Origin of the sequence: Salinibacter ruber DSM 13855 (genome assembly GCF_000013045.1) — a bacterium.
Classification (GTDB): Bacteria; Bacteroidota; Rhodothermia; order Rhodothermales; family Salinibacteraceae; genus Salinibacter; species Salinibacter ruber.
Genome location: NC_007677.1, coordinates 2,484,783 through 2,511,763 on the forward strand (window position 1 = coordinate 2,484,783; position 26,981 = coordinate 2,511,763).

The following is a 26,981-nucleotide window of genomic DNA, read 5'->3' on the forward strand; positions in this document are numbered from 1 at the left end:
CGCACACGATGGACGACGTCGACCCTGCCTCGCTCTCAGATCCCGATCGGCTCGCCGCCCTGGGCCGCTACGGCGTTCTTGGAAGCCTCCCCGAAGAGGCGTTCGGGCGCGTTGCCAACCTCGCGGCGCGCCTCCTTGACGCCCCCATGGCCGGGGTCCACTTCGTCAACGACCACTCCCGATGGGCCGGGGCGCAGGTGGGCCACGATGCCCAGCAGGTGGCCGTCGACGTGTCGCTCTCCGCCCGTGAGCTCGGCACCAAGGAGCTCTTCGTCGTCGAGGACGCGGCCGACGACCCGCGTTTTCAGGACAACCCACTCGTGGCCGGCGGGCCGGCCGTTCGCTTCTACGCCGGCGCCGCCATCACGACGCCCGCGGGCCATGCGCTCGGGCGGCTTTGTGTGCTCGACCCGACGCCGCGCCCCGAGGGCCTCCCCGAGCACGATCGTCAGACGCTCCGCGAGCTCGCCGGTGTCGTCATGGACGAATTGGCGCATCGCGCCCAGCCCCGCCACCGGGAAGAGATCCTCGAGAGCATCACCGACGCGTTCTACGCGTTGGACGACGAATGGCGGTTCACCTACATCAACCAGCAGGCCGAAGCGCTCCTCGAGTGTTCTCGGGAGGAGATGCTGGGCGAGGTCATCTGGGAGGTATTTCCCGAAACGAAGGAACTCCCGAACTACGAGGAGTACCACCGCGCCGTGGAAACCGGCGAGCCCGCCCACTTCGAGGCGTATTCCCCAGCGTTTGAGGCGTGGTTCAGCGTCAACGCCTACCCGTTCGACGGCGGCCTGTCGGTCTACTTCAACGACGTGACGGCGCGCAAGGAGCGGGAGCACACCCTCAAGGAGCGCGAAGAGTACCTGTCGGTCACGCTCTCGTCCATCGGCGACGCCGTCATCGCCACCGACCGCGGCGGCCGCGTTACCGAGATGAACGCCGTCGCCGAGCGCCTCACCGGGTGGTCCCACGCCGACGTCGAAGGGCGCCCCCTGGAGGACATCTTCCAGATCCACAACGCCAAAACGGGCGCCCCGGTGGAGAGCCCGGTCCAGAAAGTCCTGAGTGAAGGCAAGACGGTCGGGCTCGCCAACCACACGGTCCTCACGGCCCGCGACGGCACCGAGTACCAGATTGCGGACAGCGCGGCCCCCATCCGCACCGACGAAGACGACCTGCTGGGGGTAGTCATGGTGTTCCGCGACGTGACCGACGAGTACGAGCGGCGGGAGGCGATCAAAGAGCAGCGCGAGCGCCTGGAGATGGCCCTAATCGGCGGGGGCGCCGGCATGTGGGACTGGGACATGCAGACGGGCGACGCGGTCTACGACGAGCGCTGGGCGGATATCCTCGGCTACTCGCTCGACGAGGTCGAGTCTGACAACTCGTTCTTCGAGCGCCATACCCACCCCGATGATCTTGAACGGGTGTACGACGACATCGACCGCCACGCCCACGGCGAAATCCCCTACCTCGACCAGGAGATTCGGATGCGCCACAAGGACGGCTCGTGGCGCTGGGTGCTCGACCGGGGCCGGATCGTCGAGCGGGCCGCGGACGGGACGCCGCTCCGCATGGTGGGCACGCACGTGGACATCACCGAGCGCAAGGAGCGGGAGCGAGAGCTCCGGACGGTCCGCCGCCGGTTCGAGCGGTTCGCCGAAAACGTGCAGGACGCGTTTTTCCTGTTGCCGACGGACTACTCGGAAGCCGAGTACGTGAACCCGGCCGTCGAACGGGTCTACGGCGTCCCGGCCGAAGACATTCGTGAGGACCCGGCGGCCTGGCTTACGCACGTCCACCCCGACGACAGAGAAGAGCTGCTCGCCGGCATGGAGCGCCAACGGGACGGCGCAGTGGATTGGCCCGTCCAACAGGAATTCCGCATCCAGCATCCAGACCGGGGGCGCCGCTGGGTCGAATCGCGACTCGACGTTGTCGCGGACGACGGGGGCCCGCCTCGGATCGCCGGCGTGGCGACGGACATCACCGAGCGGAAGGAGTCCGAGCAGCGGCTCCGCCTCCAGTTGGACACCCTCCGTCAGGTGGCCACGGGCACCCCCCTCCGAACCACCCTTCGGGACCTCATCGCGGCCATCGAGGCACAGTGCCCCGGCATGATCGGATCGGTCCTGTTCTGCGACCGCGCACAGGGGCGCATTCAGCACGGCGTCGCCCCCCACCTGCCCGACGCCTACAATGCGGCCATCGATGGGGTCGAGATTGGCCCGGCGGCCGGGTCCTGCGGGACGGCGATGCACGAGCGCGCCCCCGTGATCGCCGAGGACATCGAGAGCGACCCGCGCTGGGCCGACTACCGCGACCTCGCCCGCTCGCACGGCCTCCGTGCCTGCTGGTCGGTGCCCATTTTTGACTCCAACGACGAGGTCCTGGGGACCTTTGCGCTCTACCACGAGCAGCCCACCGCCCCCACCGAAAAGGAACGGACGCTCATCGATCAGGCCCGCTCGCTGGCCGGCGTCGCCATCGAGCGCCACCGCACCGCCGAGACGCTGCGCGACCGGGAGCAACGCGTGGAGGCGCTCTACGACGCCATAAGCATCCTCACCCAGTCCGAGACGCCGCAAGAGCTGGCCGAGGTGCTCCTCGATCTCATCACCGACACGCTGGACTACCCCGTCTGCGCGGTGCGGTACGTGGAGGACGACCGCCTCGTCCCCACCGTTGCCTCGCCCCCCGGACGGGAGATTCTGGGGCCGCACGCGGACTGTGCCGTCGACGGCCCGCACGCCGCGGCCGAGGCCTTCCGGACCGGCACCACGTTGCACTACAATGACGTCGCGGAGGCAGATGGCATCGACGCCCCCAGCCCGCTGCAGAGCGTCGCGCACGTGCCGCTGGGGCCGTACGGAAGCCTCTCCGTCGGCATGACCGAGTCCGGCTCGATCCCGCCCTTCGACGTGCGCCTGCTCGACGTCCTGGCCCAGAACGCCGAGAGCGTGCTCCGCCGCATCGACCACGAGCAGGAGCTGGTGGACGCCAAGGAAACGGCCGAGAAGATGAGCCGCCTCAAGTCGGCCTTTCTCGCCAACATCAGCCACGAGATCCGCACGCCGCTCACCTCCATCCTCGGCTTCGCGGAGGCGATCGGCGGGGAGGTGGAGGGCGCCCGGCGGGTTGAGGAGGTCGACCATGCATCGCTCGCACGGTTCTCGTCGCTGATCGAACAGAGCGGGCAGCGCCTGATGGACACGCTCACCGGCGTGCTAAACCTCTCGAAGCTGCAGGCCGGGGAGATGACCCTCGACCTTGAGCCGATCGACCTGGCCGCCGAGGCCGCGGCCGCGGCCCACGAGTTTGCCCCACAGGCGGACGGCGCCGGCGTTGCCCTCGAACTGACGGAAGAAGACACGGCGGTTTGGGCCCGGGCCGACAGAAGCGGGGTGCAAATTGTCCTTCGCAACCTCCTCTCCAACGCGATCAAATATACCGAGGAAGGGGGCACGGTGTGGATTCGGGCTCGGACGGACGGGGAGCACGCGGTTTTGGAGGTGGAAGATACCGGAATCGGGATGGACCCGAATACGGCCGATGTGCTCTTTGAGGCGTTCAAGCAGGCGTCCGAAGGAATCGGGCGCGAGTATGAGGGCACGGGACTGGGCCTGACCGTCACCAAGGAGGTGCTGGACCAGATGGACGGCGCCGTTGCGGTGGAGACCGAGCAGGGCGAGGGGAGCCGGTTTACGGTGTGGCTTCCCCGGGCCGCGGAAGAGGGGGAGGAGCCGGAAAGGGGCACCTCGGGCTCGTGAACGGACGGCCCGGCTCCTTCCTTCGCACGTTTCTGAAGGCCGTCCCTCTGAGCCGAAAGATCGGTCCCCCGCATGGCAGTTCGCGTGGTGCCTACCGCCTTCGTGGAAGATCTCCCTCCCCTCCATTGGATCTTCCCTGCCTACGCGAAGCAAGCAGGCCTCCGGGGTCGTCCCAATTCGGCCTCAGAGGCGGCCATTTCGAGCCGGTGCCGGACGGCATTGTTTGAGCTACTCCGTGCCGCAGCCCGTGATGGGTTTCCCGGGGATGCCGGCGAAGGCATTGCCCTGCGCCGTAAGGTCGATGCCCGCGTCGTTGCAGGCGATGCCGTGCTTCCCGCTGTCCTCGATTCTGCTGTTCTCGACTGTCAGCGAGCCCTGCGCGTCTAGTCCCGGGAGGACTTGCTCTGCTGTGATGTTGGCCGGGGACGAGGCGCCGCCTCCATGACGGATGATGACATTGCTGAGGGTGCCCCCGAAGTCGTCGCGCAGGTAGATGCCTTGCCACCACCCCGGCATCTCGTTGCCCTCGGTGGCGGTCATCCGGATTGGATTGCCAGCAGTGCCTTGAGCCTCGATGGCCGCCGGCAGAATTGCAAACACCTCAAGCTGCACGTTTTCGGCGAAGGTCATATGGACGCCGGCTTTGATTATACCAGTTGCCTAGGATGACAGTACATGTCTAGCCTCCAACAGGTAGCTGTATCCGGTCAGGGACCTGATCGCTCGATCGGTGTACCTACGAAGAGCCATCCGGGTCTCCTGTCGCAGGCTCGATAGGTGCTCGTAGAAATCGAAGGAGAGCTGGTCTTTTAGGTCCTGCCAGAGCCGCTCGACTGGATTGAGCTCCGGGCTGTATGGAGGCAGAAACGTCAGGTCGATATTCTTCGGGATCGAGAGTTTCTTCGCCTTGTGGAACTGGCCGTTGTCCAGAACGAGAATGTTGTGGCTCCGAGGAAACGCCTCCGCGAATCGATCCAGAAAGCGCTGAAAGCAGTCGCTGTTCAGACGCTCGTGTTCGGTGAAAAACCGTTGCCCAGTTTCCGGTTCAACTGCTCCGTAGAGATAAAAGTACTCGTAGCCGGGCTTGGCTTCCTGAATCGGTTTCACGCCGGGAAGAGTGACTCGGTGCCTCGTAATGGGCATCAGCCCAATCCGACACTCATCCTGGCAAAACAGCCGCACGGGTTGGTTCGCCCCCGTCTTGACGCTCGCAAGACGGTCGGGAAGGCCCTCCTGGAAGTCTATTTGCTCCTGCTCGTTTTTTTTGGATGGCTGGGCCGAGGGGCCTTCGGCTTGGCTCCGAGTTCGTAGCGCACAATGCCATGGACCGTCGAATAAGGAAGCTCTGCGCCCTGCTCCTCAGCGAGCCAGCGCTGGATGTCCTTGTAGCTGCCGAAGCCCTCCGGGTCGGAGAGTCGTTCCTTCAGGGCCTCCATCACCTCGGAGGAAATCGACGTTTGGCCGGGCTCCGGTCCCGGATCTTCGACCTCTTGAATCTTCTCGATGCCTCCTTCTTCGTAGAGCCCGAGCCAATCGGAAACGGTATGGCGATGGACGCCCAGGTGGCGAGCCGCCCCACTCCGGCTTTCGGCCTCTCCGGTCTTCAACAGAAGGAGCATGTGGAAGCGGCGCTGAATTTGGGCGTCTTTCTCCTTGCGAACGAGCTGCTCAAGCCGCTCGGTCGACTCGGTAATTTCGGGAAGGTTGTACATGAGGGGCGGCATTCCTTGGACGGTACGATTCGACCGCCAGTAACCGCTCAACCTGTATAGTGATCCTCAGCATTTGGTATTACGAGGGTATCCGATGATACAGTCACATCTTCAGTGACTCGGTACGGAATGTCTTCGTCGAGCGAGCGCATTCGCGTTTTCTCCTCGATTCCGCTTTCGATGGGTGCCTCAAACACCTCAACTGCTGACTGTGGCGGGAAAGAATTGCTTCCATCGAAGATACCGACCTTCGCAAATGGAATGCAGACGGGCGGTTTCTCCAGTTCCCGAAACTCATTCCCTGAAAAGGTTTGGAGCGTTGACTCGATATTGGGGACAACGGCTAACCCACAGCCCCTGCCGCTTTCGATTGTTGAGTTTGTAAGCTGAAGATCGGCCTCGGAGCTACCTGACTGATAGATACTTGCGGCCCGGTCTCCTGGAACGCGGTCAGCGCCGGCGTAACGGATCTGGACGTGGTCCAGTACGCTGGTTCCGGCGCTGAACTCGACCCCTCTCCACCATCCAGGCTGCCGGTTTCCCCGGGTAGCGGTCACAGTGATCGAATCCTCGGCCGTACCCTCCGCCCGGAGGGTGCCGAATACGTCCAGACCGGCCTCTTCGGCAAAGCGGAGGTCAGTATCCGGCTCGATTGTGACCGTCACTCCTTCCTTGATATCGACCGGATCTGTGTTAGGAAACCGGTAGGTCTCATCCGACGTGAGGGTCCGGTCACTCGAGATGTCTCCGGTGATCTCGACGACCGCCTGCACCGCCTCCAGCGATCCGTCGTCGGTGTCGTTTTCCTCGCCGTCGGACACCTCCAGCCCGACGACGTAGTCCCCGGTCGCGTCCGGCGTGAAGTCGGCCGTGATGCCGGCCTCATCAGCAAGAGACGCGTCGCTGCCGCTCGGGGCCGCGGCCAGGCGCCAGGAGTACGTCAGGTCGTCCCCGTCCGGGTCGGAGGAGCCGGAGCCGTCTAAGGCCACCTCGGTCCCGATCTCGACCTCGCTTGTGTCCAAGGTCAAGTCGGCGGTGGGGGCTGCGTTGTCGGTCTCGGGCGGATCAGGGCGGTCCGGAGGCGGATCGTTGGGTCCTCCGTCGCAACCGGCAAGGAGAACCATCCCGACGATGAGAAAAACGAACACACGCATCCTGTAGAGACCTGGCCTGTAGCTTCTCATAGCATGTGGGACAGCGATTATCGGGCTCCAGGTGCCAAACTGGAGGGTAGTCCAGGTTCAACACCTGACCAAACGAACGGACGAGACTCTACTTTCGTGTTTTGCGCATTTTGAAATTAACATTTTCCGCCCAACATTCCCATATCACCCTCACGCTCGTGTCCATAATGTATTATTTTTATAACATCTTTTCGTCTCCTCTCTGTCTACTCCACCGTGGTCAACCTGTTTTATGTTTAAATTCATTTCCCTGCATCAACAAATGTCGCTTCCTGCTTCGGACGGGGAGACACTACCCCTTTTATTTTATGGTAGCGGCTCAACACGTAGTGGAGCTCTCTGTTTTAATGATGTCGCTCTTGGCTCACCAGTCCATCCAGTCCGATGATCAAAGAGACCCATGAGTGTAGGGAGTGCGGCTCCTCGAACATTATCAAAAACGGCCACAGCGCGAGCGGCTCTCAGCAATACCACTGCAAGGATTGTGGGGCCCATAAGGTGCTCGATCCGGAGCCGCGGGGCTATTCCGAGGAGGAGAAAGAGAAGATTCTCCGGGCTTACCGTGAACGCGGGTCAAAACGAGCAATCAGTCGCATTTTTGGGATCAGTCGCAATACTCTGAACCGGTGGCTTGAAAAAAGGGACACGAAGCCGACTCAGTAGCTGAGGGCCTCCGGCCAGCCAGGGACAACGACACCCTTGAACTCGACGAATGCTGGACATACGTCCGAAAACGGTCGAACAAACGGTGGCTCTGGGTCGCTCTATGCCGTCGAACTCGACAGGTCGTAGCATTTGTGATCGGAGACCGCTCGGCAAAAACCTGCGCACGGCTCTGGAGCCGGATTCCGGAGGGCTACCGGAAAGGCCGAAGTTTCAGCGACTTCTGGAAGTCCTATCGCCCAGTTTTTGAAGACGATTCCAGCCATCGGCAGGTCGGAAAGTCCAGTGGCGAGTTGGCACATGTGGAACGGTTTTTTGGGCGACTGCGGCAAAAGCTGGCACGGTACGTCCGTCGGACGCGAGCGGCCTCCCAGTCAGAACGAATGCTCCATCTGACGACAAAACTGTTCGTGGAGTGGTACAACGAAGCCATCACTTAACATCGACCCGCTACCTATTTTATCTTTTAAGATCGAATTCAAGGGAAATCGCTCAGGGGAGGCTGTATGTTTTCGATCTTCGCCCTGACAGTTTGCAGGCACGACTTTCCCGGCCTTCTTTTTCTCCTGGAGGTTCTGTCGGTCACGTGCGTCCGCCCGTTCCGGAGGCGATTCTGAAAAAAACGACGGAAGTGCGCAGCATGGCCCTGCCCCTCGGGGTGCAGTATCTGCTGGGCCAGGAGGCGGGGGACCTCACCGAGGGAGCGCTCAGCGACCAGAGCGGCAACGGCCAGCTCAAGCGGCGCGAGTCGGCCGGTCGCCGCCCGCGAACGAGCGTTCGGCAGGCGACGTTAGGCATGACCGCTCGGCCGGCCGACGCCGACCAGTGCTGGTGGCCCGATGATGCCCGTTGCGATGCACCTCGTCCATTTTTTCATCTGAAGAGAACGCAAGCGCTTTCTCATGTCCTCGTTTGCCGGGTTGTGCTCTCAATCCCCCGCATGCCCCACACGGTCCAGTCGCGCGTTCGTCTGGACGCTGTTCCTGGCGACGCTCCTGGCCGGAGCCCTTGCGCTCGCGGCGCCGGCCGCGCAGGCACAGATCAGCTACGACGCCCGGTACCGCCCGCAGGCCGACTACCGCCTTGTGGACACCGACCGCTTCGAGTGGATCTACCCCGCTGGGGCCGACACGACGACGGCCCTCTTCGAAAATGCGCTCCGGCGCAGCTTCCAAAGCACCCGCTCCGTCGTGGGCACGGACGGAGCGGACTTCGAGCTTCCCGTCGTTGTCGATCCGATTAGCGGCCGGGCCAACGGCTTCGTGACGCCGGTCAACTTCCGGTCGCACCTCTTCCCGGCCCATCCCACCTTCTCGTTTGGGGCCAAGTTCGACTCCTGGGCCCAGACGGTCGCGCCCCACGAACTGACCCACGCAATGCACTTCGAGATCGACTCCGGTGTGGGTCTCGGCGGGCTCCTCGGGCTCTTTTCCGGGGATGCCTCCCGTTTCGTCCACGGCCTCGCGCCACGTGGCTGGTTCGAGGGCATCGCCGTCTACCGCGAGAGCCATCTGGAGCCGGAGGCCGGGCGGCTCGACGCGCCGCTCCAGGTGATGAAGTACCGCGCCGCGCTGGGGTCCGGCGACCCCTGGAGCGTCGGGGAGGTGATGCATGGCAGCGTCTTCGAACGCCCCTCGCGCCGCCACTACCTCGGGGGCGGGCAGCTGATCGAACACATGGCCCAAGAGCGGGGGAGCACCGACTTTTTCCGGCGGGCGACTCGCTGGCACCACCGCCTCCCGTTTTTGGGCTTCGGGATGGCGCTCTGGATGGGCACCGGCCAGACGCCCGCTCAGCTTAGCGATTCGTTTCTCGACGAGGAGAAGCAGGAGGAGCGGCGGCGCCTCGATTCGCTGCGGCAGGCGGCCGAGCAGGGAATCACCGACCCCACGGTCGTTGCCGGCACCGAGGGACTCCACGTCCGCCGCCCCTACTGGCTGAGCGACTCCACCCTCGTGGCCTACGCCTCCGGCTACGCCACGCGGCCGGGGTTCTACCGGATCGATGTCCACACCGGCGAGCGGGAAGTGATCAGTCACCAGGCGACCACGCAGGGGCGAACGTACGCGCTCGGACCCGACACGACGGCCCTCTATTTCGCGCGCCAACATCCGGACCTGCTCGTCCCGGACGCCACGACACTGAAGACGCATCGCCTGAATCTTCGCACCGGCGAGACTCGCCTCGTGTCGGAGACCAGCGGCGCATTCACGCCGGCCAGGGCGCCCGGCGGACCGGTGTGGGCGGCGCGGCGAGACGGCTCGTTTAGCGAGCTGGTGACCCTGGGCGAGGAGAGGGCAACCTTGCGGGCCCACCGCCCGGGCCTCCGCTACAAACAGGTCGTCCCCTCCCCGAGCGGCGACACGATTGCCGTTCTCGCCAACGCGGGCGGGACACAGGGCCTCTACCGCTTCGACCCGTCCACCTCGACACTGGAGCCGTGGCTCCGGTTCGAAGGCGGCTCCATCTACGACGTGACCTGGGGGCCGGAGGGGCGCTACGTGCTCTTCGCGGCCGACCCGTCGGGCATCGCGAACGTCTACGCCCTGGACCGCCGCGACGGAGACGTCCGGCGCCTCACAACCGTGCGCTACGGCGCGCTGGAGCCGACCCTCTCCCCAGGTCGGGAGCGCGTGGCCTTCGCGCGCTACCGGCACGAGCGCTTCGAGCTCGCCACAGTTCCCTTCCGGCCGGACTCGCCGCGGCCCGTCGCCGACACCGAGCGGGACTGGGCCCCACGAGGGGGTGTGCTCACGGCCTCTGCCGACTCGGCGGCGGGGGGGCGGGCAGGCGCCGAGCGACGCGTGTCGGGGACGGACGGTGCCTCGCAGAATGGCCTTCCTTCGGGTCGTGACGCGGCGTCCCTGCGCGCCCAGTCGCGCCCGTACGAGGCCTGGCGCCACCTTTTCCCTCGGTCGGCCACCCCTGTGCTGCGAGGCGCCTGGGATCTGCTCGGCACCTCCGTCGACGGCGAGAACCTGGGGCTTGGGCCAGGCCTGAAGGTCAGCGGGGCTGACCCGCTTGGGCGATGGGCCTACAACGCCCGGGGCTTTTACCAAGCGGACCGTCTGTGGGGCGATGTCTCCGTGGAGACCGGCCTCGTGCCCGGCACCCCGTCGCTGACCGTCTTCAACGGCCCGGTGGAAGCGGTGCGGGAAACGGGCGCGGGCCCCTCGCGCCTGGAAGCCTTCGAGCTGCGGGGCATCGGCCTCGGGGTCGACCAGCGGTTCCTGTTTCAGAAGAACGTCTACGGCACCAGCCTGACGGCAGGCCTTGCGGGGGAGTACCGCCAGTCCCGCCCCATCACAACAAGCGGCAAGGCGGAGGCGGGCTTCACGGGCCGGGCGACGCTCCGCTCCGACCTGACGTTCAAGTACCGCGTTCAGAAGAACATCCGAGATCTGGTGCCGAATACTGGCGTCCGGCTAAACGCGAGTGCCGAGGTCGATGTGCTCACCCCCACGGGTGCCACGCCCAGCCAGTACCTGAAGCAGCGGGTCGACGTGTTCTGGCCCCTGCTCTCCGGGCACAACACAGGGCTGCGCACGAGCGCCTCGTTTCTCACGCAGAGCCGCCGGTCATTTTTCGATGTGCAGTCGTTCGTGCCCCGCGGCTACCGAGACCTATCTGGCGCCCTTCCCGGGGCCGGCAACTACCTCCGGCTCGGCACGAAAATCACCCAGCCGCTCTGGTACATAGACACCGGGTCGGTGATGCTGCCGGTGGCCGTAGACGCCCTCTACGGCTACGGCCTCGGGCAAGCGCAGTACCGCGTGGGCAGCGGCGCGGGACCGACGCTGGGCGAACGGCGCGCCTCGGTCGGAGGCGGGCTGGGGCTTCGGCTCCGCCCGTTCGGCGGCATGAGCCTGAACCTGGAGATCGGCGTCTCCTACCGCATCGACGCCCGCGGCGAGAACCGGTGGGCGCCTCACCTCCGATGAGGACCCTTCTCTTCGGTGCCCCCCCACTTGCACACCATGACAGATTCATCCGCAACGGACGACCGAAGCACAGGCGAGAACTCAGAGACGCCCCTCGGCCCCCATGTGCCCTCGGCCTCTCCTATTCGTCGCGTTGTTGGATCCGGCGTGGCCGGGGCCCTCGGCGGCGGGGTCTTCGCTCTCACCCAGCACCTCGGTCCCAGTTTCCTTTCGGAGCCCGGCCTTGCTCGCTGGGTCGTTCTCTACGCGCTGCTCGGCGGCCTGGGGGTGGCCCTGTGGAGGGAGGCCACGCGGTGGGCGACCGGCCGGGGTTCGCTGTCCCGCCGAGGAGCTATTCTGGTGTCCGGTCTTGTAGCAGGAACGCTTCTCGGGGCCGCTACGCTGCTTGTGGCCACGTTGAAGCAGGGCGCCGGGGCCGGCGGCGGGCTGCTTCTGCTGGGGCTGCCCTGGAAAGATGGACTCGGGGGGTTTGTCGGCGGCGCGGTCTACGGCGCGCTGAGCACGCACTTCGACGTGTAGTCCCCGACACTCCCTCGTAGGGGGGCATGGGAGCCCTGGCGGTCGGAGGGGCAGCGGAGGCATCGACCCAGGGCAACCCGCGGGCGGCGCCTACGGAGGAGTGCCTGTTCTCTGCATCCGTTGTGGGATAACAGTACAGGTTGGGGCTCGGCCTCTTCGTCAGCGACGGCTCGTCGAGTGCCCGGAGTAGCGCAGCTCGTAGAACTCCACGTCGGTGAACACGCCCGAGCGGCGCCAGAGCTTCGCGTAGAGGAAAACGGTGAACACACCCGTCAGCAGAAACGCCCACCACGTCCAGTTGCCCACCGTCCCCGTCGAGCGGACGATGTCGGCAACCAGGTTCGGCGTGTCCGTCGAGAAGGTCGTCGCGACCATCGAGATGCCCAACAGCCACCACGGCATCTGCTGGTTTCCGAGGAAGAAGCTGCCGAAATCCTCGCCGGCCCGCCGGTACACCGCCACCCCAATCCCGAGGGAGACGGCGAAGTAAGCGGCCATGATGGCCCAGTCTACGAACGCGAGCTCCATGGATCACGCGGGTTCTTGTGTGGGGAGCAGAACGCGTTCGAGACGACTGTTGAAGTCGATCAGATTGAACGCATGATAGTACTTCATCATGGCTTGTTTAATCCTCCACAGCACATACCCCTCAGCATCCCGATATCCATCGAGATTCTCGTAGAGGCGCGCTCGCGCCGTGCTGACCTCACGGTCGCTCCACACGTACCGGCTCCCGGTGCGAATCAGCCAGTTCTGCCGTTCCTCGTCTAACTCGTTGAACGCGCGGCCTTCTTCGTCGGCGTGAAGCCATTTTTTCCACCGCCCGCTTTCGACGACGGCCTCCCGGAGCGCCTTCTTCAGACCGGACGTCTTTCCAATCTTGTGCTCCAGGTCCACCAGGTCCATCAGGGCCTTGTACTCCTCCTCGGTGAACTCGGGCCCCACGTTTGCCCCGCCCATGCCCGCCAGCGGGTAGTCGTCCGGGTTGTCGACGTAGTCGGTGTAGTGTCCCTTCACCAAGGCCCCGTACGGCTTCGTTCGCGTGGTCAGGTCCCGCGCCGTGTCGGGCTCGAAGTACGACGTGTCGAGGTCGGTCCCCACCTTGCCCACGACGAAGCAGGGCCAGGCGTCGTCGAGCCCGCGCTCGCGGAGCCCCGCATCGAGCCCTTCCAGAAAGCGCTCAAACTTGTCGCGGTCCGCCAGCCCCCCGTGCACCTCTTCGGTGCCCACTTCGTAGCTGATTGGCGGGTGTCCCTGTCCGCGCCGGTACGCTTCGGCGTGCTCGATGAGCTCAAGCGTGTGCTCCACGACCCAGTCGATGGAGGTCGGCTCCCGATCCGGCTGGCGTTGATCCACGGTCGGATCGATGTGCAGGAGTTCGTAGCCGGCGTCAATGCACGATTCGAGCGACCGTTTGACCGCGCTCATCGCTTCCTCGTACGTGTAGTCCTCGATGACGTGGCGGTCCTTCAGCCAGGGGCCGCCGTGATCGAGACACGGGAGAATCGGGACGTCGAGATCAAGCTGATCAGCCTTCCGGTCGATGAAACCGATGAGGTCATCGTGCGTCCAGCCGGTGTACCCGCGGTCGCGGTCTACCTGGTTCAGCGTCGAGGTGAAGAGAAGCGGGGCATTGGCTTCTTGAGCGGCCAACAGCGCGGCCTTCGTCACGGCCCGCGAGTTGGGGCAGATCGCAAGAAGGCAGGTTTGCTCTTCGAAATGGTCCGTCAGCGTCTGAACCAGTGCCTTCACCACCGGGGTCTTCTCGTCCTGTAGCGCCTGAACGAGCGGGTGGGCGTTCCGCGATGTCGACTCATCTGTTGCTACCATCATGAGCAGGTCCTCTACGTTGCAAATACTCGTTTTGTACGACTAGCGATGTTCCCCTGAATTCTCCGCACAAGCCCCCGACGGATCGTAGATCTGAACGCCCTGCACGGTCCGGTTGTACAGTGCCTTCTCGACGGACGGCTCGTCCACGTTCACCCCGCGCCGGTAGGCCGCAAACAGGCCGGCCATTTGGCCGATCAGCACGGCGACATTGGTCTGTTGCAACGCGGGCACCTCCCCCTCCGCGTCGTAGGCAAACACCGAGAGGTGGTCCGTCTCCTCGATCTCCGCCGTGCGGTCGGTCTGGTGCACGAAGGCATCCATGCGGTCAAGGTGGGCGAGGGCCTGACTCGCCACCACCATGCTCGTGTAGGAGCTGGTCATTGCCAGCCCCTGGTCGTTCGTGTCGTCGGGCAGCACCAGCAGGTGCACGCGATCGGGGTGGGCCCGAGCCAGTTCCGCAAGGGTCCCGTCGCTGTTGCACGTGATCACCAGGTGCCGTCCCGCCTCACCCATGCATTCCAGCCCCCCCTCAAGCACGGCCCTGCTCTCCGGGCTGTTGCCGGATCGAGCGAAGTGGACCATGAGGGTCGGCTCCCCCTCCCGGAAGAACAGATCCGGGTTGGGCGTAATGCGGGTGGTGGGTCGGCTTTCGCAGGGCGTGTCAAAACGCCGGCGGAGCAGGTCCACGACCGAGAGGCCCACGTAGTGAGACGTTCCCGCCCCCGTCAGGAGAATGCGGGAAGGGATCTCGTCGGAGTAGAGGCCGGCCGCCTCCAGGAACCGCTTGAGGGCCGGCGCACGGTCCCGAACCAAACGGGCCGTCTGCCGCCACATCTCGGGCTGCTGCGTAATTTCGCCGGGGGTGTGAACTGTTCCCCGATCCGGATCGGGATGATCGACCATGTGCTGAAGCACATCGCCGTTCGAATCTCCTCGTTCTGGTTGTGGGGCGACCGATGGGTGACGTTGACTCACGTACGTTTGCGTGTTGGGTTGATGCAAGGAGTCGGTGTGTGGCCCTCCCCTGCGGCCGGGACGATCATCCAGTGGTGAACGGGTCCGTCCCGGCCGGGGCCGCCCTGGACTGATACTTCGGATGGTCCGTCCACGCCCGTGCGGACTCGTTCGCGTCGAGCAGGCGCTCTACCCTGCCGATCCCCACCTCCGCCATGAAGTGGCGCATTTCACGTTCATTCGGGGCGTAGCGCACAATGTCCTTCCACGCGGCTCGCCCGCAGAGAAATCCGCTGGCCCCGGCGTCATTCGCAAACTTGAGGGTCTCGATAAACTCGTCGATCCCCACCCCTGAACTGAGGATGACCCAGGGAACGCCCGCCGCACGGTCGAGGCGCTCGCACGCCTGCTCGACCGTCTTGCGGTCGTACACCGCCTCCCCCGCCCCAAACGGCGCGTCCTGGTAGGCGCCCACAAACCTTAGATTGGCGGGAAACTCCAGCTTGAGAACGTCCACCTTGTACGCTGGATCGGAAAACGTCTTGGCGGCATCCACGACGACTTCAGGCTTTCGGCGCGCCTGCACGGCGGGCGTCCGTGCCGCCTCGCCCATTGGATACGTGACGACCTCGAGAATGAAGGGCATCCCGGCTTCCTCGCAGGCCTCCCCCATCGACGCCACAATCTCTTGCTCGTGTCGATGCGTCTCCTCGGACGCGTCCGGATGATGATAGACCAGGAGCTTTATTGCATCGCCCCCGCTCCGCAAGGCTCGCCGAGGGGACCACGCCTCCAACAGCCGGGTGCGCCGTTCGTCCTCCCCAGCAGCGACGTAGCCCGTTTGCTCCCCCGAAAGAAGCACGCCCGTGGACGCCGGCAGAACATCGATCGACGCAGGATACCCGTACAGCGGATCGGTCAACAGGCCACTCACCAGTGGCGCGACCGCCTGGGTTACCACGCGTTTCACCTGTTGCAGTCGATCCGGGGCCACCTCGGTCGGCTCGGTGCCGTGTTCGCGAGCAAACATGCGACGCAACGAGCCCCGCTGGTCGACGGCAAGCATCGAAAAGCGGTCCGCAGCATCACTGAGTCGCTTGAGGCGGCGGTACTTTCCCGGCGAGAGGGCGTCCGGAATCTGCATGTTAAGGGGCTCAGTTCAAATACAAGCGCGATGGAAACTCAGCCCTGGAATGCCAAGGCATGGGCTCCCGGTTCCCGGTCCGGTGCGGGGGCACCCACGATCAGGAGGACCAGTCTTGGGCCCATCGCCCGTTCCGGCCCCGCTCAATGGGCGGCAGGAGAAAGGCACAGTCGAGAGGGTCGTGCCACACGCCTGACGCCCGGGACGTGCTCTTGAGCGGGGTACTCGACGTTCAGACCCAGCAAATCCGCCCTCGGTCCTCGATGGCGCTTCGGCACGCTCGAAGATGGAGACGTGCGTGCGATCTGCCATCACGTTTTCTCCCTGCCTCCGCGGTGGAGCCGACGCTACTTGCAGGCCCCATTCGGTCGGCTCTTGATGGGGCCCCTCCCTCGGTCGATGCGACCGGCCCCCTCCACCCGGCCCCACCGCCTCACGTCGCCCCTCTTCTCGTCTCCGGATCGAAGTTGCACTGCAGTTGGTCGCAGAACGATACGATCTTCTCTTCCGGCCCGTACACGATGGCTGCCCCATCGGGGGGCACGCAGTCTTCGGCCCCCGGTGCATCGTCCATCGGCCGGGAGGGTAATCTAACACGTCGCCGGTTCTTTCCCGGAGACGGCCTATCCGTGTTGCTGGTAGATGAGGTCCCGGACCGCCTCAGGATCGTCCAGGTCGCGCATCGTGAGCTCGATGCCGGACTGGCCGGCACTTGAGAGCCGGAGCGTGCCGCATTGCATGAGCCGATGGATTGGGCCCTGATCGATCTGAACGTTTCGGATGTTGCGATGGGCGAGTTCGGTCGTGCGGTTGCTGAGGATTCCGGACCGCTTTCGAACCCGAGATCGGGTGACCACCAGCTCCCTGCTCCGCGCCTGAAGCCACATCCAAAGCAGCGGGAGCGGCCCACAAAGCCCGGCCATCAGGGCCGCCGTCCATCCGGTGTCGACGAGCGCTCCCCCTAGCACGAACGGCGCGACGGTGGCCGACAGCAGGCCGAAAAGCGTCACGCTAAACGGATGTGCCTTCCACAATCGTGGCTGCGCCCGGAAAATGACATCTTCGGTCATAGTCCCAGATCCAGATAATCACCATGCAGTTCAGATAGACCGGCGGGGGCAATACGGCTGCTCAACGCAATAGGATGCATGACCTGCAATTGGGCCCCGGCGCGGAACGGCCTCTTGAAGAGGAAAAGAGATCACGAATGGCCGGTTCTGAGGGGGCACGAGGGCCTCAGGCCTCAAAGCAGGGGACGTGTACGGGGCCAGCGGCACTCCCTTGGTTGTCGGCAGGACGGGCGCGGACGTAGTAGCCTCACGTCACGCGCGGGTCTCGGCCTGCGGCGTGCCCCAGGACAGGGGGGCCATCCGCCCCGCGGGGAGGACGCTCCAGACCCATTTGGGCGCGGGCTCGACGCCCCACGGGCCCGAACAGAATTGCCTGTGCTCCGGGCGGAGGCGTTCGATTGGGGGCGCTGTGCGCCCTCGGTGTGGGTACTGGGATGCGTCGAGGCGACCGCCTGCTTGGACCCAGTTCCCACGGCACGGCCGAGTTGGGCCGGTTCACCGATGGGCACGCCCTTCCCTACTCCTCCACGACACTGATCGACTCGACGTCTTCCTCCGAAAACCGCAGGACGTCTCCGTCGGCCGTTTCGATCTTGTATCCCTCCCGGGTTTTTCGAATGTCGTCTTTCGACTCGACCTGATATCTGGTCTTTCGCAGATCCGTGGTGGTTACTTCGGCAACGGGCACGCTACTGCGCTTTTTGGCTTCGAGTGCGATAAGGGGGAACTCGGCTCAGGATCTGGAACGGAACGGCCCGATCGCCCCCCGTCCGCGTCACCGATCCCAGTCGGAGGGCGCCACTCGTCCTCTTTCTCCTGCATCGTTCGTGGCGCGGTGGGTTCCCGAATCGATCTATCGGGCCTACAGTCTCCCGGGATGTCGTCTCCAGCCGGTGCCCCCCCTGCGAGGAGGTCGCCTAGCGACCGGCCGGCCCAGCGTACCGGCGGGCCGCCTCGCGCACGAGCGTCCGAGCGGCCGTCACGTCCCCGAATCCGCGCGACCGGTTCCCCGGCCCTTCGTAGTGCACAAACCAGGTCTCTAGGATCTCAAGCACCCCAGGGTACCGGTCCTGCAGCCCATCGATGCTGCGGACGTCCCCGAGCGGAGCGCCCGGGCGCACCGCGAGAATTTTGTCGTCCCGCTCCTCGTCGTCGATCAGGCGAAGGACTCCTACAATTCGGGCCCGCACGACCGCCCCACAAGGAGTGGCCGGGCCAAGCAGAACGAGGTCCACGGGGTCGCCGTCCCCCCCGTCCTCCGTTTCCAGGCGCGTTTGGGGGATGAAGCCGTAGTTGGCCGGGTACGGGAGGTAGTTGATGCGGCGCCGCCGACCGGCCTCCCGCTCGATGGCGAGGGCGCGCCCGGTTTCGGCGACCTCCCACTTGTCGGCGGTTCCCGCCGGAATTTCCACGACCGCGTTCACGGCAGTGCTTCCGGCTGTTGCGGGGGCCGCTTCCAAGAGATTCGTCCCCGCCGCAAGCGTGTCGGGGGCCTGGGGCTGAAGGCCGTCGGCGACCGCTGGGCAGAGGGGATCGACCCGCACCGTGTCGGTCTGGGGCAGGCCTCGCGTCCACGAACTTGGGGCCACAGCAGGCGGGGGCGACGCGGAGGCACATGGCGCCCACACGAGCACGAGCATCCAGAAGACAGAGCGCATCAGCGGAAGCGGGAGAAATGAGACGACACGCTACAGGAAAGGCCGACGACGGACGTTCGCCCCTTCCTCTCAGAACGGCCTGTGCTGTTGTGTAATGTATGTGCACACCCCCGGGATAAGCATCTTTCACTGGAAAACACCACCTCCGTCGCTCCAGACTTGATCTGGAGCCTATCTGACGACCGTTGAGGCCTCCCTGTGTGGATGGATAGGCTCCAAGTCAAGCTTGGAGCGACGACGATGCTTATTTCTGGCGTTTGGAGCAGGGCACACATTCTATCCACATATAGCACAACTCGTTCTCAGAGAAAATATTCCAGTGTGCGACAATCTTTCCGCGCGGGGACGGGAGATAATGGCGAGGTAATTTCGACGGACCTCGTCCGGCGTCGGGACACGCGAAACGGCCCAAGCGTCCAGCCTCAGGCCCGTACATCCCTCGGTCGGGCCGCCCCGTCACAGGAGGGCGCCTGCGGAAATCCGTCCGTAGCTCCCACGTGCCCAGGGCGGCGGCCCGGTTCGGTCCGGGCTTAACGCCGGAGACGCAGGCGCCGCGGCCCAGGCCCCTGTTCGGCGGACGGGTTGCGGCCCCACTGTCTGCAGGCTGCGGTTCACAGATCTTGCGAGCCCGGAGCGCGCTCAGTGGCGGCGTTCCGGCGCAGTCCGGAGCTGCATCTGCCCGGCAGCGCACCAGAGGGGGGACGTCGCTTGCTGCGTCTCGGCTGCGCACTCGTCAGCGGCTTTTGAGGGTTTGGGGCCCGTTCGTAAAGGTATGGAAATACCGAGTTTCCAGCCAGATAAACTCAGCTGGTAGCGGCTCAACAAGTAGTGAGTCTTTCTGTTTGAACTGCGTCGCGTCTGGCCCACCAGCCTGGTCTATCCGATGATCAAAGAGACTTACGAGTGTAGAGAGTGTGGCTCCTCGAACATCGTCAAAAACGGACACAGCGCTAGCGGCTCTCAGCAGTATCACTGCAAGGACTGTGGAGCGCACAAGGTTCTCGATCCAGAGCCGCGAGGCTACTCCGAGGAGGAGAAAGAGAAAATCCTCCGTGCTTACCGCGAGCGCGGGTCAAAGCGGGCAATCAGCCGGATATTCGGCATCAGCCGCAATACATTGACCCGGTGGCTCAAAAAAAGGGACGAGAATCCGATTCAGTAGCCGAAGGGCTCCGGCCTGCTGAGGAAGGCGATGTCCTTGAACTCGATGAATGCTGGACGTATGTCCGAGAGCGGGCGAATAAACGGTGGCTGTGGGTTGCTCTGTGCCGGAGAACCCGGCAGGTCGTGGCATTTGTGATCGGAGACCGTTCGGCCAGAACCTGTGCTCGGCTCTGGAGCCGGATTCCGGAGGAATACCGTCAGGGCAGAAGCTTCAGCGACTTCTGGAAGTCCTATCGCCCAGTGTTTGCGGGCGACCCCAGCCACCGGCAGGTCGGAAAGTCCAGTGGTGAGATGGCCCACGTGGAAAGATTCTTCGGGCGACTGCGCCAGAAGCTGGCCCGGTATGTCCGCCGGACGCGAGCGGCCTCCGAGTCAGAACGGATGCTCCATCTGACGACGAAACTGTTCGTGGAGTGGTACAACGAAGCCATCACTTAACATCTATCCGCTACCACTCAGCTTTTTACCATGCCGTGCTGTCCGGAAAAACAAACGCACCGGAGCGGCGAGAGCAGAATCGAATTCCTCCCCCAACACAGTTGCACTCGTATGCTTCTTCGATATCAATCTCTTCTTTCGTCCCTCCTAATGCTCTTTCTGATGGGCGTAGCCCCTGCCAGTGCATTGGCGCAGTCAGGCGGCATTGTCGAGGGCCGGGTCGTCGACGCCAGTAGCGGGGCCCCGCTGCCCGGCGCCAACGTGGTCGTGGAGGGCACGTCCATCGGGGCCGCCACCGACGCCAACGGGCGCTACGAGCTCCGCGACGTGCCGCCCGGGGCGCAGCGATTGAGCGTCTCCTTCGTGAGCTACCAGGACACCAGCACCACGGTCGAAATCGACGCCGGGGAGACGGTCACCGTCGACGTCGAACTGAGCAGTGAGGTGACCCGGGCCGGCGAGGTGGTCGTGACCGGAATTCGTCAGAGTCAGATGCAATCGGTCAGACAGAAGAAGCAGGCCGTCAACGTGGTCGATGCGCTCTCGGCGGACGACATCGGGGACCTTCCCGAGAAGAATGTGGCGGAGGCGGTGCAGCGCCTTCCGGGGATCGTGATGACGAACGACCGCACCGAAGGCCGATTCGTGTCCATCCGCGGCGGGTCGGCGGACCTGAACAACGTGACGCTCAACGGAACCACGATGGCGTCTACGACCGACTCCCGTGCCACGGGCCTCGACCTGCTGCCGGCCAACATGGTGTCGAACATTACGGTCACGAAGGCCGTGACGCCGGACATGTCCGCCAACGCGATTGGGGGATCGGTCAACATCGAAACCCTGACGGCCTTCGACCGGGCAGGGGACTTCGTCTTCGGCACACTCCGGGGCATGAGTCACGACCAGCAGGTGCCCGGCCTCCGCACCCTTCGGGACTCCCGGTTTCCATTCAAGGGCAGCCTGACGGGCGGGGCGAAATTCGGCGCCGACGATCAGTTCGGGGCGCTCGTCACCGTGAGCGGCTCGCGCCGGGACTTCACCACCTCGGGCTACAAGGCCGAGAACTGGAACTGGGCGAACGAGGCCAACATCCAGACCACGCAGGGGAGCAAGACGCTCGCCGTACCGGAGGCGTCGGAGCAGATTGTTGAGTCGAACCGACGGAGGCGTGTCGCCGTCAACACCAGCTTCGACTGGCGGCCCAGCGAGGAGACCGCCGTCTACGTCCGCCCGTACTTCACGTACACCGACGAGGACAAGATCGACAACGAACTGGAGTACGTTCTTGGCGACCTCAGCCCGAGCGAATCGGCCCGCGACAACGTCGTGGCCTCGGGGGACAATCGGTTCGAATTTCCCCACGGATATGGCTCTCTGGACGCCAGCCTGAGCGAGGAGGAGGAGCGGCTCTGGGGCACCAGTGCCGGCGTCGAGCACGACTTTGCGAACAACGTCAGCCTGTCAGCGAGTGGGAGCTTCTCCCGCGGCGTGTTTGACTTCCGAAAGCCGGACGGCGAGTTCCAGACGCCGGGGGATCCGGACATGGCGAGCAGCGACCCCGACGTGTCCGCCCCCGAGCCGCGGGCGGGCGGCGTGGCCGACATGAGCAACTTCCTCTTCGACTTCTTCCCGTCGGATCCCAACTTTCTGGGGAGCCCGCAGAACTACCTCATGAACAAGTTCGAGGTCGACGACCAGCGGAACACCGAAAACACCTACGCGGCGCAGACCGACGTCCGGATCCCCTTCGAGCTTGGCGACGCACCGGGGTATCTGAAGACGGGAGGGCGGTTCCAGTACCGCAGCAAGGATGTGGACGTGAACAAGGCCGAGTACGACTTCACAGGGTTCGGGGAGGATCGGCTGACGCTGGGGGACGGATACGCTGCGCCCCGGGTGCAGACGCAACAGCTGGACAACCGCCTCATGCCGTTTGCCAACACCCAGGCGTTCGCGGACGGATTCTTCGGCGGGCTTTGCAACCCGCCGGCGGATTTCACGGAGCGCAACGGGGGAGAAGAGTGCCGGGCGTCCGGCAGTGAGTTCACGTTCGACGGCCGAGAGATCTTCGAGGAGGACTCCGAAAACGAAGAGGGCATTTATGCCGGCTACGCGATGGCCTCGGTCGAATTTGGAGCGCTGACGGCCCTAGCGGGGGCGCGCGTGGAACACACGTCCACGTCCTCGACCCGCTTTGAATTGCTGCCGGGCGGTGAAACGGGGTCGAGCACCTTCGAGAGCACGTACACCAACATTCTTCCGTCGGTTCACCTCACCTACGCGGTGGGGGATCACCTTCAATTCCGCGGCGCCTGGACCAACACCATCGGGCGTCCGGACTACGATGAACTTGCGTCCTTCCGAGAGGTGGAGGAGGAAAATGGTGAGGTTAGCATCAACCAGGGCAACCCGGACCTGGACCCCTACCGGTCCATGAATTTCGACCTCAGTGCCGAGTATTACTTCGAGAACGGCGGACTGGTGTCGCTGGCCGGGTTCTACAAGCGGATCGACAATGCGATCTACGAGGACGTTCGCAGGGACACGGACGGCCCATTTGATGTCCCTGGCGTAGACGGGCCAATCGACGAAGTCGAGGTCACGCAGCCCGAAAACGCGGACCTCGGTACGGTGCTTGGCCTAGAAGCCGCGTATCAGCAGCCGTTCACGTTCCTTCCATCGCCCCTCAGTGGTCTCGGGGTGAACTCGAACGTGACGGTGACCGACTCCGAAGTCGACGTGCCCGATCGGGGGGACCTGCCGTTCTTCCAGCAGGCCGATCTGGTGTACAACATCATTCCGTACTTTCAGAGGAGCGGGTTTCAGGCACGCGTGGCCATCAACCACCGCGGCGACTACCTCTTGGGGCTGGCGGACAGGCAGGTCAACGACACGTGGGTGAAAGACCGCACGACGGTGGACATCAACGCCAGCTACCAGTTCGAGAGCCTCCTCGCCCAGCCGACCCTGATGGTGCAGGTCGAGAATCTGACCAACGAGCCGGAGGTCGAGTACGCCGGAGGAAATGAGGATCACTTGTCCTTCCATTATCTCAGCGGCCGCACCGTGTCGGTGGGGCTTTCAATGGAGCTCTAGACGTCATCCCTGAGGTTGAGTCGGCCTCGGCACGTCCCCCTTCCTCCCCGCCTGGAGGAGGGGAGGCGTGTTGTTTTTTCTTGTCCCTTTTCCGAAGCGGAATTCATTTATGCAACGATTCGACGCGTCCCTTCTCGTCTGCGTACTACTCCTGTTGCCGCTGGGCCTGCTGGCGACCGCCTGCTCGACGCCCTCGTCGGGCTCGGCGGCGGAGGGCGCGGACACGACCCAGCCTACGTCGGCAGAGCCGCCCCAGCTGCCCTCGACCCCGCCCGGGCCCTACCCCGACCGCGTCGTGCTGAGCCACGCGGCGGATCCGTCCTCGTCGCTGAGCGTCACCTGGCGCACCGACAGCACCGTCACGGGCGCGAAGGCCCAGGTCGCCCTGGCCACGGGCGGGCCCTCCTTCTACACCCAAGCCCGTACCGTCGAGGCGGAAACGCAGGACCTCCACGCCCACAAGGTGACCGGCGAACACGTAAGCGCCAACTACCACTCCGTCACCTTCGAGGGCCTCATGGCCGACACCCTCTACGCCTACCGCGTCGGCGATGGCGAGCGATGGAGCGAGTGGTTTCACGCCCGCACCGCCAGCCAGCAGCCGGAGCCCTTTTCCTTCGTCTACGTCGGAGATGCACAAAACAACGTGCGCTCCCACTGGTCTCGGCTCATCCGGCAGGCCTACACCGACGCGCCCGAGATCGACTTTCTGCTCCACGCCGGCGACCTGGTCGACAATGCTCACCGGAACGTCGAGTGGGGCCACTGGAACGCGGCGGGGGGATTTATCCAGAGCATGGTCCCGAACATCGCGGTGCCCGGCAACCACGAGTACGCGGGCTACCGCAGCTGGCGGGCGCGCGATACCTTTCAGGTTGAGGTGGAGGCCAACGGCCAGGAGATGACCGGCACCATCTTGGAGCCGGACGGCAACCCGGAGCCCTTGGAGGCCACCAACAGTGGGGCCGTGCCGTCGAGCAGCCGCTCTCCGACCGGCGACTGGGACTACAACGTCGACAACGGGGAGTACGTGGGCACGCTCCAGATCGAGAGCGACGGGTCCGGCTATGGGGCCACGCTCGTCAGCGAGGATGGCCGGGCGCGTCCCCTTCAGGACGTATCCGTCGACGGAAACACGTTGACCGGCCACTTCCTGATGGAGGTCGAGAAGGAAAGCCCGGAGCAGCTCTCGGTCCACTGGCATCCCCAGTTCGCCTTCCCCGAAAACGGGCCGGAGGGCATGGAGGAGACGGTATACCACCTCGACTACCAGGGCATGCGCGTCGTCGGCCTCAACTCGGAGGCGGCCAAGATGGATGAGGAGGTGCTGCGCACCCAGACCGAGTGGCTGCGGTCGACGCTCCGAGAGGCGGAGCAGGATCCGGGCATCCGTTGGACGGTCGTCACCTTCCACCACCCGATGTTCTCCTCCGGCGAGGGCCGCAGCAACGCGGACCTCCGCGCGGCGTGGCGACCGATTCTCGACGAGTACAACGTGGATCTCGTCCTGCAGGGCCACGACCACACCTACGCCCGCGGCCAGACGAAGAACCTGAAGCAGGGCGTGAGCGCCCGGTCCCCGGAGGGCGGCACCGTGTACGTCAACTCCGTCAGCGGCGCGAAGATGTACGAGATCAAGCCCAACCGGTGGGAGGATTTCGACGGCGTCGAGATGGAGCGCGGCGGGGAAAACACGCAGCTCTATCAGGTGGTGCGCGTTGGGGCGGACACGATCCAGTTCCGTGCCTACACGGCCACCGGCGCGCCCTACGACGCCTTTGACCTCGTGCGGCCCGGCGACGGCGGGCCCAGCCGCATGATCGAGCGGCCGCCGGCCCACCGGCCGGAGCGCACCCACGAGAACACCCTCGACTACACGCGGCCGTAGCCCCAACAGCCCGTCCGCCCTTCCCCCCTTCCCGATCGCTTTTCCGGAAAACGCCCTTCCTCGCCCCAGCGGCTCCCCTGCGTCCCGGCCAGGCCGTGGCGCCCCCTTCTGAAGCGCTCTGTCCCCACCTCCCTCCTTTTGATGACGCCCGCTTCCGCCCGCCCCATTGCGACGCTTCTATGCCCCGCCCTGCTGGGCCTCCTCCTCGTGGTGGCGTCTGGCTGCGCGACCAGCGCCGATGCCCCCGGCGAGACGGAGGACACCTCGCCCGCCCGCCAGACCGCCTTCCGGGTGCGCTCGGACGTCGGCGCCGGCCTCAACGCCGATCGGGGATGGGCGGGGCCGATCAACCAGCCGGTCGCCCTGCCGGTCGAGACCCCGTTCCGTCTTCGATTTGAGGTGGAGACGCCCCGGGACGTGCCGTTCGTGGAGCGCTTTCGCCTGCAGTACCGCCGCAACGGCGGGGCGTGGCGCCCGGTGCTGGCCGCCGACTTTCCCTACGCCCCGTCGGAGGTCACCCCTCGGGTGAGCGTCGTCTCCCCCTCTGCCTACGCCGATCGCGCAGACGCCGCCGACCTGCTCGACGGCTCGACGGCGTCGTACGCGGGCGGAAAAGGCATTGCCCTCTCCGGCACGGGCCCCGCCCTCCCGGATCACGGGGTGCAGAGCGAGTGGGAGTGGCCGCTGGTGATCCGACGCTACGCGGACGGGGCCGTGACCAACGAGCCGGGCGATCGGTTTGAGTTCCGGCTGGTGGACGTGAAGGGGCGTCCGCTGCCCGCCCCCGCAACGCCCGAGGTGACGGCCTTCGTTCCCCCACGGCTCCTGGGCGGCACGTACCCCGAGACCCCGGGCCGCCTCGGGCCCTGGGAGGCCTCCGACGGCAGCCTGTACTTCCTCATGGAGCCGGCGGAGTCCTACAACAAGTTGATGACCGTGAAGTCGACCGACGGCGGGCGGACATGGCGAGAGGTGGACGGCGCCCATCGTCCCGTGGCGGGCGACCTGGAAGGATTTGCCTCGGCCGTCCACGACGGAACGATTCACATGCTCCACCAAATCGACGCGGGCGTGCTGCACCACTCCTTCCGAACCACGGACCACCCGCGCACTCCGGACGCGTGGGCCGTGCGGGACGACACGGTGGCCACGCCCGGCGCGCCCCCCGTGCAGGTCGCCTCGGTCGCCGCCCGGTCGGACGGCAGCCTCGTCGGGGTGTACGGGGGGCCGGAGCACCTTCACTACAGCATCCGCAGTCCTGAGGGAACGTGGGGCGATCGGAAACCGATCTCTGGCGGGGCGGGCGATGCCCGTTCGGGGCCGCAGCTGGTCCGCGGCGCGGACGACACGGTGCACCTCGCGTACACGCGCCGCGACGGGACGGCGTGGTACCGCCGCATTCGGCCCGACGGCAGCCTCACGTCCCCCCAGCGGGTCTCTTCCAACCTGGGGACGGCCGTAACGGACGTCGGCTCCGTCCTCCCGCTCGTGCACCTTCCGGAGACGAATACGACGGTCCTTCTCTACCGCCGGGCCGGCGGCACCCTGTGGGCGCGACGAGCAGACGCGGAGGGGCGACTCAGCCCGCCGGTGCAGGTCACCGAACGAGCGGTCGCCCAGAGCGCCGCCGACTCCGATCAGGTCGGGGCCGACGCCGTTGCCCTCGGATCGTCGGTCCACGTCCTGTTCATCGAAGCGCAAACCGGCTACCTCTACCACACCCGCAGCGACGAGCGCGGCTCCTGGGCGCCCGCCACGGTACAGGTCGACAGCGTCGATGCGCAGTGGGTTCGGGGGCAGCCGGTCTCGAACGGGACGTCGTCCCCGACGGCGTACGGGTACGTCTACGACGCAGGGTCAAACGGCGGGTCGGGGATGAACTGGTACGACGAGGTGCCCGTGCGCCGGCGGTAAGACGGCGCCGCCAGGGGGGGCTACAGAGCA

The 26,981-nt window shown here is 65.2% G+C and carries 19 protein-coding genes; 8 read left to right on the forward strand and 11 right to left on the reverse strand.

Annotated features, from left to right (window positions below):
- Positions 1-8 precede the first annotated feature (8 nt).
- On the forward strand, positions 9-3,773 hold the full coding sequence (locus SRU_RS10590) for a PAS domain S-box protein (protein ID WP_112904381.1): 3,765 nt from the start codon (positions 9-11) through the stop codon (positions 3,771-3,773).
- A 228-nt stretch (positions 3,774-4,001) separates the two neighbouring features.
- Here SRU_RS10590 and SRU_RS10595 read toward each other — a convergent pair whose 3' ends face one another.
- From SRU_RS10595 to SRU_RS10610, 4 genes are read right to left on the reverse strand one after another with little or no spacing between them, the layout of a single operon-like run.
- Positions 4,002-4,403 carry a hypothetical protein gene (locus tag SRU_RS10595; protein ID WP_013062402.1) on the reverse strand — a complete coding sequence of 134 codons (402 nt, stop codon included), beginning with the start codon at positions 4,401-4,403 and terminating at the stop codon, positions 4,002-4,004.
- Between the two features lie 30 nt (positions 4,404-4,433).
- Positions 4,434-5,018 carry an IS630 family transposase gene (locus SRU_RS10600; RefSeq protein WP_112902779.1) on the reverse strand — a complete coding sequence of 195 codons (585 nt, stop codon included), beginning with the start codon at positions 5,016-5,018 and terminating at the stop codon, positions 4,434-4,436.
- On the reverse strand, positions 5,015-5,485 hold the full coding sequence (locus SRU_RS10605; RefSeq protein ID WP_011404745.1) for a helix-turn-helix domain-containing protein: 471 nt from the start codon (positions 5,483-5,485) through the stop codon (positions 5,015-5,017). The genes SRU_RS10600 and SRU_RS10605 overlap by 4 nt, the downstream gene beginning before the upstream one ends.
- A gap of 47 nt (positions 5,486-5,532) precedes the next feature.
- Positions 5,533-6,669, reverse strand: a complete 1,137-nt coding sequence (locus SRU_RS10610; protein ID WP_011404746.1) for a PKD domain-containing protein — start codon at positions 6,667-6,669, stop codon at positions 5,533-5,535.
- 384 nt (positions 6,670-7,053) lie between these two features.
- Between SRU_RS10610 and SRU_RS10615 the strand changes: the two genes are divergently transcribed.
- The 3 genes from SRU_RS10615 (at position 7,054) to SRU_RS10625 (ending at position 11,792) form a co-directional block, all read left to right on the forward strand.
- Positions 7,054-7,772, forward strand: a protein-coding gene (locus SRU_RS10615) for an IS1-like element ISSru2 family transposase (RefSeq protein WP_118841017.1) whose coding sequence is annotated in 2 segments (ribosomal slippage) — positions 7,054-7,303 and positions 7,303-7,772 — 720 coding nt in all. Because the reading frame shifts where the segments join, the coding sequence is not laid out codon by codon here.
- Between the two features lie 462 nt (positions 7,773-8,234).
- Positions 8,235-11,273 carry a hypothetical protein gene (locus SRU_RS10620; protein ID WP_112904383.1) on the forward strand — a complete coding sequence of 1,013 codons (3,039 nt, stop codon included), beginning with the start codon at positions 8,235-8,237 and terminating at the stop codon, positions 11,271-11,273.
- Between the two features lie 36 nt (positions 11,274-11,309).
- Positions 11,310-11,792 (forward strand): hypothetical protein, encoded by a 483-nt coding sequence (locus SRU_RS10625; protein ID WP_013062406.1) that lies wholly within the window; start codon positions 11,310-11,312, stop codon positions 11,790-11,792.
- 159 nt (positions 11,793-11,951) lie between these two features.
- On the opposite strand, the gene SRU_RS10630 is transcribed toward SRU_RS10625, so the two are convergent.
- The 7 genes from SRU_RS10630 to SRU_RS10655 form a co-directional block, all read right to left on the reverse strand.
- A complete protein-coding gene (locus SRU_RS10630; RefSeq protein WP_011404748.1) occupies positions 11,952-12,320 on the reverse strand; it encodes a sodium:solute symporter family transporter in 369 nt (122 codons plus the stop codon).
- A 3-nt stretch (positions 12,321-12,323) separates the two neighbouring features.
- Entirely contained in the window at positions 12,324-13,625 is a 1,302-nt protein-coding gene (locus SRU_RS10635; protein WP_013062407.1) for a class II D-tagatose-bisphosphate aldolase non-catalytic subunit, read from the reverse strand.
- Between the two features lie 39 nt (positions 13,626-13,664).
- Positions 13,665-14,528, reverse strand: a complete 864-nt coding sequence (locus SRU_RS10640; RefSeq protein ID WP_011404750.1) for an SIS domain-containing protein — start codon at positions 14,526-14,528, stop codon at positions 13,665-13,667.
- Positions 14,529-14,664: 136 nt separating this feature from the next.
- Positions 14,665-15,723: a tagatose 1,6-diphosphate aldolase gene (locus SRU_RS10645; RefSeq protein WP_011404751.1), complete on the reverse strand. Its 1,059-nt coding sequence runs from the start codon at positions 15,721-15,723 to the stop codon at positions 14,665-14,667.
- Between the two features lie 623 nt (positions 15,724-16,346).
- Positions 16,347-16,793 (reverse strand): PH domain-containing protein, encoded by a 447-nt coding sequence (locus SRU_RS10650; RefSeq protein ID WP_013062409.1) that lies wholly within the window; start codon positions 16,791-16,793, stop codon positions 16,347-16,349.
- A 517-nt stretch (positions 16,794-17,310) separates the two neighbouring features.
- A complete protein-coding gene (locus tag SRU_RS15200; RefSeq protein WP_011404753.1) occupies positions 17,311-17,481 on the reverse strand; it encodes a hypothetical protein in 171 nt (56 codons plus the stop codon).
- Between the two features lie 229 nt (positions 17,482-17,710).
- Entirely contained in the window at positions 17,711-18,451 is a 741-nt protein-coding gene (locus SRU_RS10655; RefSeq protein WP_013062410.1) for an inorganic diphosphatase, read from the reverse strand.
- Positions 18,452-19,334: 883 nt separating this feature from the next.
- Between SRU_RS10655 and SRU_RS10660 the strand changes: the two genes are divergently transcribed.
- From SRU_RS10660 to SRU_RS10675, 4 genes are all read left to right on the forward strand, one after another.
- Positions 19,335-20,053, forward strand: a protein-coding gene (locus tag SRU_RS10660) for an IS1-like element ISSru3 family transposase (protein ID WP_076611408.1) whose coding sequence is annotated in 2 segments (ribosomal slippage) — positions 19,335-19,583 and positions 19,586-20,053 — 717 coding nt in all. Because the reading frame shifts where the segments join, the coding sequence is not laid out codon by codon here.
- Positions 20,054-20,164: 111 nt separating this feature from the next.
- Complete coding sequence (locus SRU_RS10665; protein ID WP_011404755.1) at positions 20,165-23,149, forward strand: TonB-dependent receptor; 2,985 nt, start codon at positions 20,165-20,167, stop codon at positions 23,147-23,149.
- Between the two features lie 109 nt (positions 23,150-23,258).
- Positions 23,259-25,037, forward strand: coding sequence for a fibronectin type III domain-containing protein (locus SRU_RS10670; RefSeq protein WP_011404756.1), 1,779 nt, complete (start codon positions 23,259-23,261; stop codon positions 25,035-25,037).
- 141 nt (positions 25,038-25,178) lie between these two features.
- A complete protein-coding gene (locus SRU_RS10675) occupies positions 25,179-26,951 on the forward strand; it encodes a sialidase family protein (RefSeq protein WP_011404757.1) in 1,773 nt (590 codons plus the stop codon).
- Positions 26,952-26,981: the final 30 nt, after the last annotated feature.